Below are 15,786 nucleotides of genomic sequence, written 5' to 3'. Positions count from 1 at the left end.
AATGAGCTTATCTCCCCTAAGTTGGATGACTAATCCAACTTAGGAGATTCACTACAAGAGTAGTTTTCTAATCACGCATTGCTCCGGCCTCGCGGGATGTCATTGCACCTTGTCCCTCGCTTACATCTTTTTGAATTTGTTGTTTTACTTTTTGTGCATCCGTTCCGGCAAATTCCGGTTTCATAATTGAGCCCGACTTATTGTTAGTTTGTTGATCCTGTTGCATACTGGACCTCCTCTATTGATTATTTATCAATCTTATTATTTGCAACAATTCAATAGATAATTCCCAAATCAATATATGGTAAGCGGACACTGTCCTCCAAGTCCATCAATTACATGCGTTCCCTGATTTATTATGCCCCTTTTTCAATCATCCGTTGATAAAAATGTACATCTTGCCATTCACCAAATTTAAATCCGACTTCTTTAAAGTTTCCAACAAATTCAAATCCAAACTTCTTGTGAAGCATAACACTTCCTTCGTTGCCGCCGGTAATTCCGCCGATGACCGTATGGTAATCAAGTTCTGCGGCTCGCTTAAGAATTTCCTTCATTAACGCACTTCCAATACCGGCCCCTTGATGATTCGGAGAGATATAAATCGATAATTCCGACGTTTTAGCGTAAGCAGGTTTGTCCCTGAACATAGTTAAGCAGCTATACCCAACGACTTCATGATTTAATTCCGCAACAATTAATGGATATTGTCCTCCATATTTATTAAACCAAACTGTCCGTTCTTCTAATGTTTGTTCGGTAAGATCAAAAGTAGCAGTAAGATTTCGTATTGCATCATTGTATATGTCAAGAATGGCAGGTAAATCACTCGAAACAGCATCTCTAATTTGTAGCATGAGTTTTTCTCCTTTTTTAAAAAATTATATTAATAAAATAATAATCGACAAATGGAGTGATTGCGAGATTTTTTTATTTGTGAAGAAGGGATTTTCCACCAAATATAGAAGTGTTAACTAAAGATTCTAATAAATATAGTTTTGAAAGGATGGTTGGAATGGGAAGAGTGATTGGATTCGAGTTAAATAGTCAAGATCCTGAGAAAGCTGCCAAGTTTTATTCGAGTGTTTTCGGTTGGGAAATTTCCGCACCTAATTGGGACTATCGCGAAGTCACCACAGGGGGAGAAGAAAAGCCAGGGATGAACGGGGGGATTGGAAAAGGTCCTAATGATTATCCATATGGAACGCGTATTCAAATCGAAGTGGATTCAATCGATGATGCTATTGCGAACGCGAAAGAAAATGGCGCGATGATTGTGCGTGAGAAAATGGAGTTTGATGATTTCTATCTCGCCTACTTGGTTGACCCTGTAGGATTAGGTTTTGGACTTATTCAAAATAAATGATGCATAGAATTTACAAAGGCTGGATTGTTTCAGCCTTTTTTGTTGTTTACAACTAAGAAAGGAGTAATCAAATGAAAGTTCGCCTATCTAATTTTGATGAAAATTGGGCTAAAATGTTTCAAATGGAGGAACAATTCCTAAATACTATTTTTGGTGATGAAATCATTAAATGTGAGCATTTTGGCAGTACATCTGTTAAAGGGTTGAAGGCTAAACCTGTTATCGACATGATGTGTATTGTAAAAGAGATCGAGAGGATAGATTCTTTTAATCAAAAAATGAACTCATTAGGCTATGATGTTGCAGGTGAATGGGGAATTCCCGGGAGAAGATTATTTCGAAAAGGCGGGGAAAATCGTACACATCATATTCACTTTTATCAATATGACAACCCTCAAATCAATCGACATTTAATCTTTCGAGATTATTTGCGCGCTCATCCGGAAGCGGTCTCCAAATATAGTCGCTTTAAAGACGAGTTAGCCCAGCGGTTTGAAGACACTAGAGAATACAGCCAAGCGAAAAAATCTTTTGTACAAGAAATGGAGAAAAAGGCGCTTTACTGGTTTGAAGAAAAGCAAAGGAATGGAACTAGATCGACGAATGACGAATAAAGAATTCCATCTCAAAAAGGCTGTATGTTTACCGATTTTATTTAAGGTAAATATAGTTAAGGGAACCTTTTTTCCTAAACAGCAAACTTGAGGAGGATATTATGAAAAAGTACATATTAAGTATTGTCGTGATCATTTTAACAATTTCGATTGCTGCCTGTTCTTCAACTAAAGAACCAGACAAACATGTAAAATCAAATTCCGAATCCGAAGAACATATGGATATGAAACATTCTAGTTCAAGCGAAGTCCCTAAAGGGCTGAAGGTTGCTGCGAATCCTAAATTTCAAGCTGGAAGTAAAGCCACCATTCAAACAGACCACATGAAGGGGATGAAAGGTGCAGAAGCAACAATTGTCGGGGCATATGATACGACAGCATATATCATTACCTACACGCCCACAACTGGCGGACCGAAAGTGGAGAATCACAAATGGGTGATTCAGGAAGAAATAAAAAATGCAGACGATAAAACGTTCAAACCGGGAGACAAAGTTACCATTGAAGCCGATCATATGAAGGGAATGAAAGGTGCAAAAGCAGAAATTGTTTCAGCGGAAAAAACAACTGTCTATATGGTCGACTACAAGCCAACTAACGGGGGCAAAGAAGTTAAGAACCATAAATGGGTGACTGAAAGTGAATTATCATAGCAGGACAGTGGACTAGATCCATTGTCCTTTTTCAGACAAAATATTTCCTATTGTCTGATTACAAAAAAAATGATATATTAATAGTATTCCTTTGAAAACGATTACATGATATAAGCGCTGAACAAGTGTCCCTTGTTTGTTCCTTGTATCGTCTGTTAATAAAATTGAAAGGAAACAATCGTATGTACGAGAAAGAAGCAATTTTTATTACGGGAGATGCGAAGTCTTCGCAAAATAATCCGATCACTAAGAAATTCAGTCAGTATTTTCTCGCATTAGTTGTCAATCGGACTACAGGAAAAATTATTGATGTAGATTGTTCGGCGACGGTAGACTTAACTCGAAGATTTGTCCAATCACTCTTCATTGGCCGTCATATCGATGATCCGTCACTCTTAGAAGATATCTCAAATCGTTATTTTGGTTCTTCCCAAAAGGCGATGATTGTCGCTTTTCAGGATGCCTTAAAAAAATATCATGCTATTACTGCTTTGTCTAAAAAAACCTAGGCAAAATCCAGTCTAACTTTTCATTGTTAGGCTGGATTTTTTGTCTTTTAAAGGAGGATATAAATTTATGATTACTGATGGTTTTATGTATCTAAGTGTTTTGGTGGCATTTGCAGCTTTAATGGTTGCATTTGAGAAAAAGTTTTCCAGCAATCGATTTTTTAAATTTATACCGGGTATCGTTCTTATTTACATCGGTTCCGCCATCATGCAAACATGTGGATTATTTGCTCATAATGATTCCACAGCATCCGTTTATACGAATGTAAAAGGGGCGCTGCTCCCGGCAATGCTGGCAATTATGTTATTAAAATGTGACATCCGAAGCATATTTAAGCTTGGACCTAGAATGCTTGGAGGATTTTTAGTAGCAGTTTTCAGTATTATGGTTGGTTTTGTCGTTGTCTATATTGCTTTTCAACATTTTTACATTAAAGATACGTGGAAGGCGTTCGGCGCACTTGCTGGTAGTTGGACAGGCGGTTCCGCTAATATGGTTGCCCTTCAAGGTATTTTGAAAGTACCGGAGAATATCTTCGGTTATGCATTAATGATGGACACGATCAATTACGCTGTTTGGGTTATGTTCATGTTTTGGCTCGTTCCATTTGCAGGTAAGTTTAATCGTTGGACAAAAGCAGATACAGGTTTTATTCAACAAGGGTTTGAAGAAGCAGCAGCGAGTTCAGAAGAAAAATCCGGGATTCAGTTCCAACATATTTTGTATTTGCTCGGGATTGGCTTATTAATCTCGTCATTATCCACCTTCGCAGGGCAACATCTTCCTGAAGTAGGGGCAGTAATTAATGGGACAAGCTGGACGATAATGATTGCATCTGTTATTGGGTTAATTTTAGGACAAACACCTGTTGCAAAAATTGCAGGTGCACTCGATGTATCTAATGTAATGCTTTATATCATTGTTGCTTTAATCGCTTCACAATCCGATTTTTCAAATATCGCACAAGCACCAATTTATCTCATCTCAGGATTTTTAATTATGTTGATTCATTTAATCATCATGTTGTTATTAGGCAAACTCTTTAAATATGATTTATTTACACTTGGCGTAGCAAGTCTTGCCAATATCGGTGGAATGGCATCCGCACCAATGCTAGCAGCAGCCTACAGCCGCGCCCTAATCCCAATCGGGGTTATCATGGCATTAATTGGCTCATTCCTAGGAACCTATTTTGGAATGATTGTTGCGAAAATTTTAAGTATTTTTTAATGGGATAACGGGTCTGCCTGGTATCCCCTCAAATTAAATGAATGAAAGGGAGCGTCTTTGTATGATTATTCAAGATTTACAAGTCAAGCGTCGTAATATTCCGTTGCGTGTACCCTTCAAGACAGCATTAAGAACTGCAACTGAAATTGAGAACATTGAAGTTTCGTTAACACTAGAGAATGGCATTATCGGACGAGGTGCTGCTGCACCAACCTTTGTTATCACGGGTGACTCATCGGAAGGTATTGAGGCAGCAATAACAGGCCCAATAAAAAATGCTCTGGTTGGTAAAGATATTACCCATTTTCAAACAGCTATTCAGCGAATCCAAACGTGCTGTGTTGGAAATACAAGTGCAAAAGCCGCAGCAGATATTGCTTTGCATGATGCCTATTGCAAACTGCTGAACATCCCTTTATATGCATTTCTTGGTGACAAACGTGCTTTAACCACATGTATGACCGTAGGCGTAGATACACCTGAGAAAATGGCATTAGATGCTAAAAAAAGTGTAGAAGATGGGTTCCAAACATTAAAGATAAAGGTTGGGGCCGATCCACAGCTTGATATTGCACGCATTGAAGCTATCCATTCAGTTATTCCTAATACGGTAATGCTTCGTCTTGATGCAAATCAAGGATGGAAGCCAAAACAAGCGGTCCAACTAATTAAAGAAATGGAAGAAAAACAGTTTAATATTGAATTCATTGAACAGCCTGTTGCCAGCTATGACCTTGATGGCCTGAAATTCGTCACAGAAAGAGTATCAACGCCAATCATGGCGGATGAAAGTCTGTTTTCTGCAAAAGATACACTCAAACTCGTCTCAGGTCGTTATATTGATCTATTAAATATCAAACTTATGAAATGCGGTGGAATCTCGCAAGCCTGGAGTATTGCAAGTATTGCTGAAGCAAATGGGGTCGCCTGCATGATTGGAAGTATGATGGAACCAACCCTTTCAGTAGGAGCCGCCGCACATTTTGCCGCCGCACATCCAAATGTAAAATACTTTGATCTGGATGCGCCCCTTTGGCTTTCTGAAGAACCAGACGTGATGACTTATAAAGGGGAAAACATTCAATTATCTGATTTGCCTGGGATTGGAACGGTGCTTTAGGTCGTCGAAAGGTGTAACGATGATCCACAAACTTGAAAGTATGATGCACAAATCGAAATCTATGAGTCGCAAAACAGATTCTATGCTACCCAAACAGAAAAAACAGCGGTAAGAACTGGATCTATGATCCACAAACCAAAAAGTATGATGCACAAATCGAAATCTATGAGTCACAAAACAGATTCTATCCGTCATAAATCGAAATATCACTAATAGATTAATAGTTTCATTGATAATTTTAAAAAAGGGAGGAATTAGGAATGAAACGATTCGTATTAACGTTAGTAGCGGTTTTTCTAGTAGGCTTTGGAATAGTGAATCCTACAAATACAGAAGCAAAAGAGAAAAAGTCGGAAGAAACTGCTTATATCGACGTCTCTGTTGCGACACTTTGGACAGCACCTAATATTTTACGTCCAGTTGATGCTCCTTCAGCAACAAACCCGGTCGATATGAGAAAATGGACGAACGCCATGAATCTTGAACAACAATTACAATTATCAGGTGATGGGATGCTGGAAACTCAAGGCTTATACGGAAATAAAGTGACCATCCTTGAGCGGCAAGGGGACTGGGTAAAAGTAGCAATAGAAGGACAGCCAACTCCGAGAAGTGAAATTGGTTATCCAGGTTGGATGCCAGCTTCCCAACTTGCTTTTAACAAAAAGTTCGCAAAGGAAGACAATCAACCATTTGTAATGATTACTGAACCGACAACATTTCTTTATCAGTCACCATCTTTTAAAAAGAAGGAAATCGAAATTAGCTATAATACTCGCCTTCCATATGAAGGAGAAACAAAATACGCTTATAAAGTACGTAAACCAAATGGCAAACTTGCTTTTATAAAAAAAGAACATGCACAAATGTATCGTTCACAAGCTGATATCCCTACGCCAACAGGTAAAGAATTAGTGGAAACCGGAAAAAAATTTCTTGGGTTGCACTATTTATGGGCGGGGATGAGCGGTTTTGGATTTGATTGTTCCGGATTTACATTTACTATGTATCAATCCCATGGCATCACAATTCCAAGAGACTCAAGTGTTCAAGCTAAAAATGGTATACCTGTGAATCTAGATGAATTACAACCGGGAGATTTGCTTTTCTTTGCACACGATAATGGAAAAGGAAGTGTCCATCACGTAGCAATGTATGCGGGGGATGGAATGATGATCCATTCGCCAAACTCTAAGAAAAATGTTGAAATCATCCCCGTTAACACGAAAGGATATATCGAAGAATTAGCAGGTGCAAGAAGATACTTACCTTAAATAGGAAAAAGGGGTTTGTCCCCTTCTTCCTACCACACAAATAATCCGACAATCATGGCACTAAGTAGTGAGACTGCCATTCCACTAACTAAAAGCTTCCACACATTTTTCCCAATAATACTTGAGCTACTTTCTCCGAATATCGAATTATATGTGCCGTAAATCATGCCGACTGTACTAAAGTTGGCAAATGAGGTTAAGAATGTAACAGTTACAGCAATCGTATGTGGAGACATGTCCTTTAAATGGCTTTTTAAGTCCATCATAGCGACAAATTCATTGGTTGAAATTTTGATTCCCATTAAGGATGCAACATACATGGCATCGTGCGTTCCTAATCCTAAGAGGAAAGCAAAAGGACTGAAAATAATACCGAAAATCTTTTGAATGGTTAATCCATGTACGAAGAACCCGAGTATTCCATTAAGGCATGATGTTATTGCAACATATCCAATAACCATTGCTAGAATAACAATGACCATATTTATGCCAACGAGCATACTGTTTGAAATCGTAGAGAAGAAATCTTTTTTTTCTTCTTTCGGTGGAACATAGACGATATCTTCTTCCTTACTAACTTCAACCGGGTTTAAAATGCTTGCTAATAATAATGCATTTAAACAGTTTAACGGAATCGCGGCAAATACATATTCAGCGGGAACCATGGATAAATAAGCTCCAAGAATGGAACCACTGACACTACTCATACTCATGATGCCGAAAGTAAGAAGTCGTTGACTTTTCAGGACAATCAACTGTTCCCGAATAACTGCCAAAGCCTCCGTATTTCCTAAAAACATCATTTGAATCGAGAAGAAACTTTCCATCTTTGGTAAACCGGAAATTTTCGATATGACCCATCCTACCTTGTCAATGATCCATGTCATAATTCCAAAATAAGATAAAATATCGAAAAAAGTAACAATAAAAATAATCGGCATCAAAGCGCTAAAAAAGAAATCAACCGTGTCATTTGCCATCACCGAAGGAAAAGCAAAGGCAATTCCATCATTGGCACATGAAACCAACCAAGAAAAGAAAGCGGCAATCTTATTAATAATCCATGTCCCAATTGATGTTGATAACATAAACCAAGTAATTACAAGTTCAACGATAAACAAGCTAAGAAGAGATCGCCACTTTATTTTACGCTTAGCTGGTGAACAAAGGAAAACCAGTCCGGCTACAATCAATACACCGAGTATATTTAATAAAAAGAACAAGTCATCACCCCAGTTAAATTTTTCCCTAAACAAAAAACACTTATTCAAAACATTAATTGTATCGAGTAGAAAGAACACATCTAAGCAATGAGATAAGAAGAAGGAATTAACTGTAATTAACAATCATGATGGGGTAAAATAAAAGCGTTGACTAAATCAATAGGGGATAGTAAGGCGAATCTAGAAAAGTCCACAAGGGGGAAAAAATGAAACGTTTGCCATTTGAACGACCTACTAATCATTATGATGAAAGAATCCGCCAGATTGATGAGCAGATTTGTTCATTAATCCAACAGAGGAAAGAAGTATCAAATGCTGATCCTGGATTTCCGCCAAAAAAATATATTTCTGAGTGGGCCGATAAGTATGATCTTTACGAAGATTTGTTACATGCGGTATTTAGCACGTTAAGAAATGACGAAGAGTTTCGACCTCAAGTTGAACCGAATAAATTCCAAAAGTATATGCCAATATTGAAATCAGTGGCAAAAGATGAATATTTTTATACAGTGGCATTCATGCGCCAGTATAATAATGCAAGTGTAGTAAACTTTACGATTGATTGGGATGATACAAAAGATTCTCATGAGGATCATTTTCGTAGGCAACGTCATTGGGAGTTATTCATAGCAGAGGAGTACAGCTGCCGAATGAATGACGGAGGGGGAACAGGTGGACATTTTAGCTACAATTTTATCGTGTCACCGCCACTGCCTGATGATCTTTCTGGATTGCAATTTGTATTTAAAGCATTTAAGGAGCCATACACATATAAGGAGACTCCAATCCTTTCTGAAATAATTATAGACATGGATTAATTAGGGTAATTTTGGGACAGTAGACTTTCTAGTGTCCTATTTTTTTTTGAAAAAAGAACATAGACTTATGAGATGCTATGATCCACAAACAAGAAAAAGGAAAAAGAAGTACCTCATAAGTGGGCTATGGGATACATCATTGATGAAAAAAGAAAGAGAAGTACCTCATAAATGGGCTATGGGATACATCATTGATGAAAAAGGAAAAAGAAGTACCTCATAAATGGGCTATGGGATACATCATTGATGAAAACAGAAAGAGAAGTACCTCATAAGTGGGTGATGAGATACATTAGTGAAGAAAAAACCAAAAGAAGTACCTTGTAAATGGGTGATGAGGTACATCAGTGAAGAAAAAACCAAAAGAAGTACCTTATAAATGGGTGATGAGGTACATCAGTGAAGAAAAAACCAAAAGAAACACCTTATAAGCGGGTGATGAGGTACATTAGTGAAGAAAAAACCAAAAGAAGTACCTCATAAGCAGTTGATGAGGTATATCATTAATGAAAAATTGCAAACAGGTACCTCAATGTAGTTTGTAAGAAGGTACATAATCCTCAAACCAGATTCCGATGTTGCATAAAATCAAATCGATGTTCCCTAAACACAAATATCCCGGCATTAGCCGGGATAGGTTATCAATCATTATTTATTCAAAAGCTTCAATGCTTCACGATTAAATGCGGGGATATCTTTCGGTGTTCGACTCGTGACAAGCTGTTCACCGCACACAACGACTTCTTCATCGCGAAAATTAACTCCAGCATTCTCTAAATCCACTTTTATTGAAGTATATCCAGTTGCATCTCTGCCATCTAGTGATTTTGCAGTAATAAGCAATTGTGGTCCATGACAAATAGCGAACACTGGTTTACTTTCATCCATAAACGCTTTGGCGAATTGAACAAAACGGTCATCTGCACGAAGTTGATCGGGAGAAAATCCACCTGGAATAAATAATGCGTCATAGTCATTCGGATTTACTGAGTCAATACTTTCATCGATTGTGACTTCTACTTCCTTATTTTTTCCTGTTATCTTCTTTCCTTTTTCCTTTTCAATCGTTACGACAGTATGTCCTGCTTCCTGAAAGGCTTTTGCAGGCTCACTATATTCTGAATCCTCAAACAGGTCTGTGATCACTGTTGCAATTTTTTTACTCAAGAAAAATCATCTCCTTTATAGTGTATATGTTCCCGATTTGGACAAATATAAACGTAAAAGAGATGAATCCTTATGCTGTTTTCACCAATAAATACACAAAATACGGAGCACCGATAATTGACACAATCAAACCAACAGGGATCTCCGATGGACCGAAGAAGTTCCTTGCAATCGTATCTCCAATCAATAAAATCAAAGCTCCGATCAAAGCGGCAACAGGTATCATGATTTGGTGTAGTGGCCCAACGATTCTTTTCGCTAAATGGGGTGCAATCAATCCAATAAAAGCCAAACCGCCACCAAAAGCAACACATGCACCGGCTAATGCGGCAGCAACAAAAAGAAGAATGCGGCGTTCCCGTTCCAATTTTACTCCCATTCCGACAGATAACTCATCACCGAGTCGCAACACATTAAGTGTCCGCGATTTAATCCATACATAGGAACCTAGCACAATAATCCACGGTAAAATAGCTACAACAAACCCCCAATTTGTTCCCCACAGATCGCCCGATAACCAAGTAATGACTTCGGAGAAGCTTTGGTTGGTCATTTTTAATTGAAAAATGATCAATAACGCACTAAAGGCCGAATTGATTCCGATTCCGACAAGAATCAACCGTTTAGGGGTAATACCATTTTTCCATGCCAAAACATAAATAAGAAACATTGCAATTATGGCTCCGGCAAAAGCAGCCAATGGCATAAGATAACTGCTAAGTGATTTGAAAACGGTATTCTCAGTGAAAAAAATAAAGATAACGACAAAAAGTCCTGCACCAGTATTGATTCCTAAAATTCCTGGGTCAGCTAAATCATTGTTCGTTATTCCTTGCAAGATGACACCCGAAATTGCTAAGCCTATTCCTATGAGCAGTGCAATTACAATACGTGGGAGACGGAAATCAAACAATACAATGCCATCCTGACTAGTCCCATAACCCGCCAAAGTAGCTATGACAGATAGGGGTGAAATACTAATTGTCCCTAATGATAAATTAATAAAAAAGACGGCAATTAATAAAAGAAGAAGAATGCCAAACACGATCGTTATTTTTCGTTTCATCACAGACCTCTCCCTTCTCTTCTAGCAAGATAGAGGAAAAAAGGTACACCAATTAAGGAAGTAATGGCCCCTACAGGTGTCTCGTATGGTGGATTGATCACTCGTGAAAGCATATCAGAAAAAATTAAAAGAAGACCACCGAGTATACCTGAACAAGGGATGATCAATCGATAATTCGAACCAACAATAAATCGGGTAATGTGTGGAATAATTAATCCGATAAAGCCAATCATTCCAGCGATTGAAACACTGGCACCTGTCAAAAGGACAACAGTAACCGATCCTAATAGCTTTGTCCAAAACACATTGATACCTAACCCTAATGCGACATCTTCTCCCATACTTAATACATTGATTTTTTTTGATATAAAGAGGGCGATTAGGATTCCGATGACAGCAACGACGAGAATAAACGGAATGCTCGACCATTTCGTCCCAACGACACCGCCTGCATACCAGAAACTTAAGTCTCTCGCTACATTAAAACGAATCGCAATTGTCGTTGATAGTGCACTAAACATCGTACCGATGGCTGTTCCTGCAAGGGCAAGTTTCACAGGTGTTAGTCCACCCTTCGTCCAGGATCCGATCGAAAAGACAATCATTGCACTAATTCCTGCCCCAATAAAGGAGGCAAAAAGCAGAAAGAGATAGGAGGTTCCATGAAAAAAAGCGAATACTACCGCAATCGCTAATTCAGAACCGCCCATGACCCCCATAATCGAAGGGTCAGCCAAAGGATTTCTCGTCATTCCTTGCATGATCGCTCCAGAAATCGCCAAAAAGATTCCAACAAATACACCAGCTAAAGCACGTGGTAAACGAATTTCCTTTATGTATTGGTGAACAATATTATCCTCGTTGTAATGGAAGAAAGAATTAAGAATCGTTGTCACGCTTGTTTTACCTTCTCCCATGGAGATGGAAACGATGATCGAAAGCAATAATAAAAGAAAACCGCCGATTAGTATGACCCACGCTTTTCCGTTTTTTGTTAAGAAAGGTTTATTCTTTTTATTTGAGGGTGCTTTATGCCCCATAATTCCTACATCCTTTATTAGTTACTAAATCCTCATCTATTTTATCATATAAACGTTGTTTCACTAAGGCATGTTAACCTAATACCTGTCATCATGAATTATACCAATACAAGCCATCATCCTACTAATAATAAATCAGTTTCTTGTCATGATGATGATTATAAACATCAATACTTTACAAACGGATTAACGAATGAGTGGAGAGCAAAAATAATGAAAGAATGGATTGTGGAAATAGATAACAAGATTAAAGAAAAATACATCAATAACAAATGCTTAGATTCACAGTTTTATTTGTAACAAATTATAGGCAAGAAACATATGAGGAATTGATATTAATGGTTTATTAGGAACACAACATCACTAAAGCAACTAATAGTTAGATAATGACAGCTGCCGTCCGTAATGATAATATCTATAAAAATATTACAGAACATTATATTTATAATAGGGCATTATAAATAAACTGATATATGTAAATTGGGCCAAACTTTTTTAATTGTAAAATGTTACAAGTTATTTTAATCATAATCATTATCGTTATCCAATTATTAATGATTTGCAAAATAATTCTAATTATTTGAAGGAGTTATACCTATTTTGTGGAATATTTACCATAGATTAAAATATGGGGGTAATTATGAAAAAAATAATTGTTACATTTATAGTAATTGTTTGTGCTTTTGTTTTAATAATTGTATTTCAAAAACCATCTCAACAAATTGAATCAGCTACAGAACATAAGACTAATAATCTTTATAAAAATGAAATTTCTTTAAAAAAATTACAAACTTATTTAAAAAATCAAGAAGAATTAACAGTTTATTTTTATCAAACTAGCTGTTCACACTGTAAAAAGGTTACACCCATTGTTATACCGATGGCCCAAAAATTGAAGATCGATTTAAAATTAATCAACTTGGAAAATTACTCCGAAACTGGTTGGGATGAGTTTAATATTGATGCGACTCCAACAATAGTCCATTTTAAAAATGGAAGAGAAGATAAAAGAATTGTTGGAGAATTAACAGAAAAAGCCTATGAGCTCTGGTTTAAATCAATCAAGGAATAGTTGAAAGAGAGGCGGTTAAAAACTGACCTCTCTACTACCATCTATACAGTTTAATATTTCGATGACAACATTTATTTTTGAATAAAAAGTAAAACTATGGCATAAAGCCTTAATACTATTGAAACTCCTATCTGAACGTAAATGTACATCTTAAAGCAATTGGACTATTCACATATAATCTGTTAGTACCTTCTAATTCAGCAAGTCACATACCTCGATTTCCAATTTCACACTTTTAAGTCGAAGATATTACTGCTAGTTTTTACCTCCACATATATCTTAAAAGATTGCAATTAGAATTAAACATTATAATAAATATTAGTGCCAAAAGGCATGAAAAAAATTGTTATACTACTGGAACAATTTGTATGTGAATCTGTATATTGCAACCCCATAATACTTTTGCATTAACGGTTACGGTTATTAATAACTGTAGTATTATTTATATTCAGTTAATTTACTAAAGATAAACTTGATTTGTTCTGAGTAATCTTCAGTACTAATAGAATAGTAGTCTTTAGAGGTAATATCTTTAAATATTAGCTCTTTCCCTTTAAACCAAATTTTAAATTTATAAGAAACTTCATCATTAAAATACATCATAAAATCATATTGCGGTGGTTCAGTAGGAGGATTTTTAACTTTTTTTAATTGTTGAAGTGCTTTTTCCCAAGCTTTATTCCATCGTTCGTCATTTTCTATTGTAGCAACCCCCAGAGGTTTTGGATATTGACTAGGAGTAAATGATTGGTCTGAAATTGATTTAGAAACAAATGAGCGAGTAATCTTTTTCCCTTTTATTTGCTCAATATAAGGGTTATCAGCAGTTTTAAATGATTTTGTATTAGAAGGTTCATTAAATAGGTTTGAGAAGCTTAATATCGCCAAAATAAATGCTACAGCGATGACACTAATTCCATTAATAAAAGGACTATTTTTTATGCTTTTCTGATTTGCTAATTTTTTTTCTAATAAATGAAATGTGTTAATTTTGCTTTCATTAGGACGGCTAATATTGTTTAATTGATTATAGAGTTTTTCCCATTTCAGTGAATTTTTCATTAAAATCCTCCTCTCCCTTAGGAAAATTCTCCCTTAAAGCTGCCAGTGCCCTTGAAGTTGTATTTTTAATTTTGGTTTCACTCCAACCTAAGATTATTGATATTTCTTTAATTGAGAGTTCCTTAATTTTTCGTAGTATAATAATCTCTCGATACTCTAATTTTAATTTGTTGATGGCTTCATATAATAACTTTACCTCCTCTCCTTTAATAAGAATTTCTTGCGGTGTAATTTCATCCTTTCTTGAATCATGTTTCTCGATTGAAAAAAAACGAAGAACCTTTTTTCGTCTAAAATGATCAAAAACTATATTCCTTGCAATCTTAATAAGCCATGTATAAATTGTGGAATTACCTTTAAATGAATTTATGTTTTTAAATGCTTTATAAAATGTATCATGGGTTAAATCTTCTGTAATTTCTTTGTTTTTAATATACAGAAAAATATAACTGTAAATTTTATCGCTATACTCAAAATAAAGAGACTCGAAATCTTCAGAAGTCATTATTATCCCCCCCTATATTAATTTAGACGAACGTGTGTAAAATTGGTATCACTTTTATTAGCTTCTTTTTATAAATATTTAATTATTTTGAAATTTCCATTTAAATGAATGGAAAAATATGACATAATAGAAAATGGTATACCAAATATTTTAATATATAGGGGGAATTGTATGAAGAAGTTTTTATTAATTGTTGCAGTATTAATCATGGTATTCGTAAACACAGGACTATCTAAAGCATCTAATGACTCGAATACAATCACCCAAGATCAGTTTCTTAAATACGTAAAAAAAAGTAAAATGTTTAAGGAACTAAAGAAAGATTTTCTCTCCAAAGATATAAAAAAGTATTATTTATTGAATCCAGTTATAAATGAAGACGCAGAACAAACAGGTTGGATTGTTCAGTACGAGGCTTTATACAATGTAGAGGAAAGTAAAGGTAAAAAAAATAAAGGAAATGAAAATCCAAAAGTAGAAGCAACTCTTACATCGCTTGTTAGTTTTATGTATGATTTCGAAACTAAAAAGTTAAATACCTATGTAATTGATTATAATAGACTAATAGATGAAAAGGCTATTTATCTAAGGTATCTTGACTCAGGTGAATCTGAAAAAATTGACGTATCAGATGTTGATGGCGTAAATGAAGAATTAGAACCTTTTATCACCACTGTTGAAGATGAAATAGCAAATAAAGAAAAAGATTTAGAAGAGGCTTCCGAGAATATTCAATCAACTTCCACAGCACCTGTCGCTATTACTGATATAGAACCATTAGCTGCAGGGAATATTTGCTATCAGTGCTCAAAATTACAAAAATACCAAGGTGATTATAGCCCAGAATGTAAAAAAGCTGTAGGTACCGTTTGTAGTGTTAAAATTACAGGTCCAAAACTATTAAAATGGGCAAAAACATTAATTTGTGCTGGGACAAAAATTATTGGTTGTTACATTCCTGCATATTATATTTGTGTAGAAGGTAAATGGATGACCACTTGCCCAGCTTATGATTAAATATTCAAAGTTAAGGCTTTCTGTTTTTGAAAGACAGAAAGCCTTTTGT

The 15,786-nt window shown here is 35.9% G+C and carries 20 protein-coding genes; 12 read left to right on the top strand and 8 right to left on the bottom strand.

From position 1 onward, the window contains the following. Nucleotides 1-67: 67 nt before the first annotated feature. Together I5776_RS17410 and I5776_RS17405 are read right to left on the bottom strand one after the other, a co-directional pair. The gene (locus I5776_RS17410; protein ID WP_165797709.1) at nucleotides 68-226 is read right to left on the bottom strand and encodes a hypothetical protein; all 159 of its coding nucleotides are present in this window, start codon (nucleotides 224-226) and stop codon (nucleotides 68-70) included. Nucleotides 227-356: 130 nt separating this feature from the next. Then, on the bottom strand, nucleotides 357-857 hold the full coding sequence (locus I5776_RS17405) for a GNAT family N-acetyltransferase (RefSeq protein ID WP_202777607.1): 501 nt from the start codon (nucleotides 855-857) through the stop codon (nucleotides 357-359). 158 nt (nucleotides 858-1,015) lie between these two features. Between I5776_RS17405 and I5776_RS17400 the strand changes: the two genes are divergently transcribed. The 7 genes from I5776_RS17400 (at nucleotide 1,016) to I5776_RS17370 (ending at nucleotide 6,767) form a co-directional block, all read left to right on the top strand. Next, nucleotides 1,016-1,366 carry a VOC family protein gene (locus tag I5776_RS17400; RefSeq protein ID WP_066226533.1) on the top strand — a complete coding sequence of 117 codons (351 nt, stop codon included), beginning with the start codon at nucleotides 1,016-1,018 and terminating at the stop codon, nucleotides 1,364-1,366. A gap of 71 nt (nucleotides 1,367-1,437) precedes the next feature. Further along, nucleotides 1,438-1,980, top strand: a complete 543-nt coding sequence (locus I5776_RS17395; protein WP_202777605.1) for a GrpB family protein — start codon at nucleotides 1,438-1,440, stop codon at nucleotides 1,978-1,980. 101 nt (nucleotides 1,981-2,081) lie between these two features. Further along, the gene (locus I5776_RS17390; protein WP_066226536.1) at nucleotides 2,082-2,633 is read left to right on the top strand and encodes a YdhK family protein; all 552 of its coding nucleotides are present in this window, start codon (nucleotides 2,082-2,084) and stop codon (nucleotides 2,631-2,633) included. Between the two features lie 182 nt (nucleotides 2,634-2,815). After that, a complete protein-coding gene (locus I5776_RS17385) occupies nucleotides 2,816-3,142 on the top strand; it encodes a DUF3870 domain-containing protein (RefSeq protein ID WP_202777603.1) in 327 nt (108 codons plus the stop codon). A gap of 67 nt (nucleotides 3,143-3,209) precedes the next feature. After that, on the top strand, nucleotides 3,210-4,373 hold the full coding sequence (locus I5776_RS17380; RefSeq protein ID WP_202777601.1) for a DUF819 family protein: 1,164 nt from the start codon (nucleotides 3,210-3,212) through the stop codon (nucleotides 4,371-4,373). 61 nt (nucleotides 4,374-4,434) lie between these two features. Beyond that, nucleotides 4,435-5,493: a dipeptide epimerase gene (locus I5776_RS17375; RefSeq protein ID WP_202780843.1), complete on the top strand. Its 1,059-nt coding sequence runs from the start codon at nucleotides 4,435-4,437 to the stop codon at nucleotides 5,491-5,493. 260 nt (nucleotides 5,494-5,753) lie between these two features. Next, on the top strand, nucleotides 5,754-6,767 hold the full coding sequence (locus tag I5776_RS17370) for a C40 family peptidase (RefSeq protein ID WP_202777599.1): 1,014 nt from the start codon (nucleotides 5,754-5,756) through the stop codon (nucleotides 6,765-6,767). Between the two features lie 29 nt (nucleotides 6,768-6,796). Here I5776_RS17370 and I5776_RS17365 read toward each other — a convergent pair whose 3' ends face one another. Continuing rightward, nucleotides 6,797-7,990, bottom strand: a complete 1,194-nt coding sequence (locus tag I5776_RS17365; RefSeq protein WP_202777598.1) for a nucleoside transporter C-terminal domain-containing protein — start codon at nucleotides 7,988-7,990, stop codon at nucleotides 6,797-6,799. A 206-nt stretch (nucleotides 7,991-8,196) separates the two neighbouring features. Here I5776_RS17365 and I5776_RS17360 point away from each other — a divergent pair, with 206 nt between their 5' ends. After that, nucleotides 8,197-8,808: a hypothetical protein gene (locus tag I5776_RS17360; protein ID WP_202777596.1), complete on the top strand. Its 612-nt coding sequence runs from the start codon at nucleotides 8,197-8,199 to the stop codon at nucleotides 8,806-8,808. A 46-nt stretch (nucleotides 8,809-8,854) separates the two neighbouring features. Then, on the top strand, nucleotides 8,855-9,031 hold the full coding sequence (locus I5776_RS17355; RefSeq protein WP_202777594.1) for a hypothetical protein: 177 nt from the start codon (nucleotides 8,855-8,857) through the stop codon (nucleotides 9,029-9,031). A gap of 425 nt (nucleotides 9,032-9,456) precedes the next feature. On the opposite strand, the gene I5776_RS17350 is transcribed toward I5776_RS17355, so the two are convergent. The 3 genes from I5776_RS17350 to I5776_RS17340 all read right to left on the bottom strand — a co-directional run bounded on the left by I5776_RS17350 (nucleotide 9,457) and on the right by I5776_RS17340 (nucleotide 12,081). Continuing rightward, complete coding sequence (locus tag I5776_RS17350; protein ID WP_202777592.1) at nucleotides 9,457-9,975, bottom strand: type 1 glutamine amidotransferase domain-containing protein; 519 nt, start codon at nucleotides 9,973-9,975, stop codon at nucleotides 9,457-9,459. Between the two features lie 70 nt (nucleotides 9,976-10,045). Next, nucleotides 10,046-11,041, bottom strand: coding sequence for a FecCD family ABC transporter permease (locus tag I5776_RS17345; protein ID WP_066232426.1), 996 nt, complete (start codon nucleotides 11,039-11,041; stop codon nucleotides 10,046-10,048). Next, nucleotides 11,041-12,081 carry a FecCD family ABC transporter permease gene (locus tag I5776_RS17340; protein WP_066232424.1) on the bottom strand — a complete coding sequence of 347 codons (1,041 nt, stop codon included), beginning with the start codon at nucleotides 12,079-12,081 and terminating at the stop codon, nucleotides 11,041-11,043. The genes I5776_RS17345 and I5776_RS17340 overlap by 1 nt, the downstream gene beginning before the upstream one ends. Before the next feature lie 93 nt (nucleotides 12,082-12,174). On the opposite strand from I5776_RS17340, the gene I5776_RS17335 reads away from it, so the two are divergent. Further along, the gene (locus tag I5776_RS17335) at nucleotides 12,175-12,381 is read left to right on the top strand and encodes a hypothetical protein (protein ID WP_133174984.1); all 207 of its coding nucleotides are present in this window, start codon (nucleotides 12,175-12,177) and stop codon (nucleotides 12,379-12,381) included. Nucleotides 12,382-12,721: 340 nt separating this feature from the next. Continuing rightward, nucleotides 12,722-13,153: a thioredoxin family protein gene (locus I5776_RS17330; RefSeq protein WP_107982185.1), complete on the top strand. Its 432-nt coding sequence runs from the start codon at nucleotides 12,722-12,724 to the stop codon at nucleotides 13,151-13,153. A gap of 438 nt (nucleotides 13,154-13,591) precedes the next feature. Here I5776_RS17330 and I5776_RS17325 read toward each other — a convergent pair whose 3' ends face one another. Beyond that, nucleotides 13,592-14,215 (bottom strand): hypothetical protein, encoded by a 624-nt coding sequence (locus I5776_RS17325; RefSeq protein WP_202777590.1) that lies wholly within the window; start codon nucleotides 14,213-14,215, stop codon nucleotides 13,592-13,594. Further along, nucleotides 14,181-14,720, bottom strand: coding sequence for an RNA polymerase sigma factor (locus I5776_RS17320; RefSeq protein ID WP_202777588.1), 540 nt, complete (start codon nucleotides 14,718-14,720; stop codon nucleotides 14,181-14,183). Before I5776_RS17320 ends, I5776_RS17325 begins: the two co-directional genes overlap by 35 nt. A 171-nt stretch (nucleotides 14,721-14,891) precedes the next feature. Here I5776_RS17320 and I5776_RS17315 point away from each other — a divergent pair, with 171 nt between their 5' ends. Beyond that, the gene (locus I5776_RS17315; protein WP_066232410.1) at nucleotides 14,892-15,737 is read left to right on the top strand and encodes a hypothetical protein; all 846 of its coding nucleotides are present in this window, start codon (nucleotides 14,892-14,894) and stop codon (nucleotides 15,735-15,737) included. Nucleotides 15,738-15,786 lie beyond the last annotated feature (49 nt).

The sequence above is a fragment of the Heyndrickxia vini genome, assembly GCF_016772275.1.
Classification (GTDB): Bacteria; Bacillota; Bacilli; order Bacillales; family Bacillaceae_C; genus Heyndrickxia; species Heyndrickxia vini.
The sequence above is the reverse complement of the archived record's forward strand: the minus strand, read 5'-3'. Positions and strand labels throughout refer to the sequence as shown.

What these genes read in the sequence shown, in the direction of transcription:
- I5776_RS17410 (WP_165797709.1), bottom strand. Translation starts at nt 226, where the DNA reads ATGCAACAGGATCAACAAACTAACAATAAGTCGGGCTCAATTATGAAA.
- I5776_RS17405 (WP_202777607.1), bottom strand. Translation starts at nt 857, where the DNA reads ATGCTACAAATTAGAGATGCTGTTTCGAGTGATTTACCTGCCATTCTT.
- I5776_RS17400 (WP_066226533.1), top strand. Translation starts at nt 1,016, where the DNA reads ATGGGAAGAGTGATTGGATTCGAGTTAAATAGTCAAGATCCTGAGAAA.
- I5776_RS17395 (WP_202777605.1), top strand. Translation starts at nt 1,438, where the DNA reads ATGAAAGTTCGCCTATCTAATTTTGATGAAAATTGGGCTAAAATGTTT.
- I5776_RS17390 (WP_066226536.1), top strand. Translation starts at nt 2,082, where the DNA reads ATGAAAAAGTACATATTAAGTATTGTCGTGATCATTTTAACAATTTCG.
- I5776_RS17385 (WP_202777603.1), top strand. Translation starts at nt 2,816, where the DNA reads ATGTACGAGAAAGAAGCAATTTTTATTACGGGAGATGCGAAGTCTTCG.
- I5776_RS17380 (WP_202777601.1), top strand. Translation starts at nt 3,210, where the DNA reads ATGATTACTGATGGTTTTATGTATCTAAGTGTTTTGGTGGCATTTGCA.
- I5776_RS17375 (WP_202780843.1), top strand. Translation starts at nt 4,435, where the DNA reads ATGATTATTCAAGATTTACAAGTCAAGCGTCGTAATATTCCGTTGCGT.
- I5776_RS17370 (WP_202777599.1), top strand. Translation starts at nt 5,754, where the DNA reads ATGAAACGATTCGTATTAACGTTAGTAGCGGTTTTTCTAGTAGGCTTT.
- I5776_RS17360 (WP_202777596.1), top strand. Translation starts at nt 8,197, where the DNA reads ATGAAACGTTTGCCATTTGAACGACCTACTAATCATTATGATGAAAGA.
- I5776_RS17345 (WP_066232426.1), bottom strand. Translation starts at nt 11,041, where the DNA reads ATGAAACGAAAAATAACGATCGTGTTTGGCATTCTTCTTCTTTTATTA.
- I5776_RS17340 (WP_066232424.1), bottom strand. Translation starts at nt 12,081, where the DNA reads ATGGGGCATAAAGCACCCTCAAATAAAAAGAATAAACCTTTCTTAACA.
- I5776_RS17335 (WP_133174984.1), top strand. Translation starts at nt 12,175, where the DNA reads ATGAATTATACCAATACAAGCCATCATCCTACTAATAATAAATCAGTT.
- I5776_RS17330 (WP_107982185.1), top strand. Translation starts at nt 12,722, where the DNA reads ATGAAAAAAATAATTGTTACATTTATAGTAATTGTTTGTGCTTTTGTT.
- I5776_RS17325 (WP_202777590.1), bottom strand. Translation starts at nt 14,215, where the DNA reads ATGAAAAATTCACTGAAATGGGAAAAACTCTATAATCAATTAAACAAT.
- I5776_RS17320 (WP_202777588.1), bottom strand. Translation starts at nt 14,720, where the DNA reads ATGACTTCTGAAGATTTCGAGTCTCTTTATTTTGAGTATAGCGATAAA.
- I5776_RS17315 (WP_066232410.1), top strand. Translation starts at nt 14,892, where the DNA reads ATGAAGAAGTTTTTATTAATTGTTGCAGTATTAATCATGGTATTCGTA.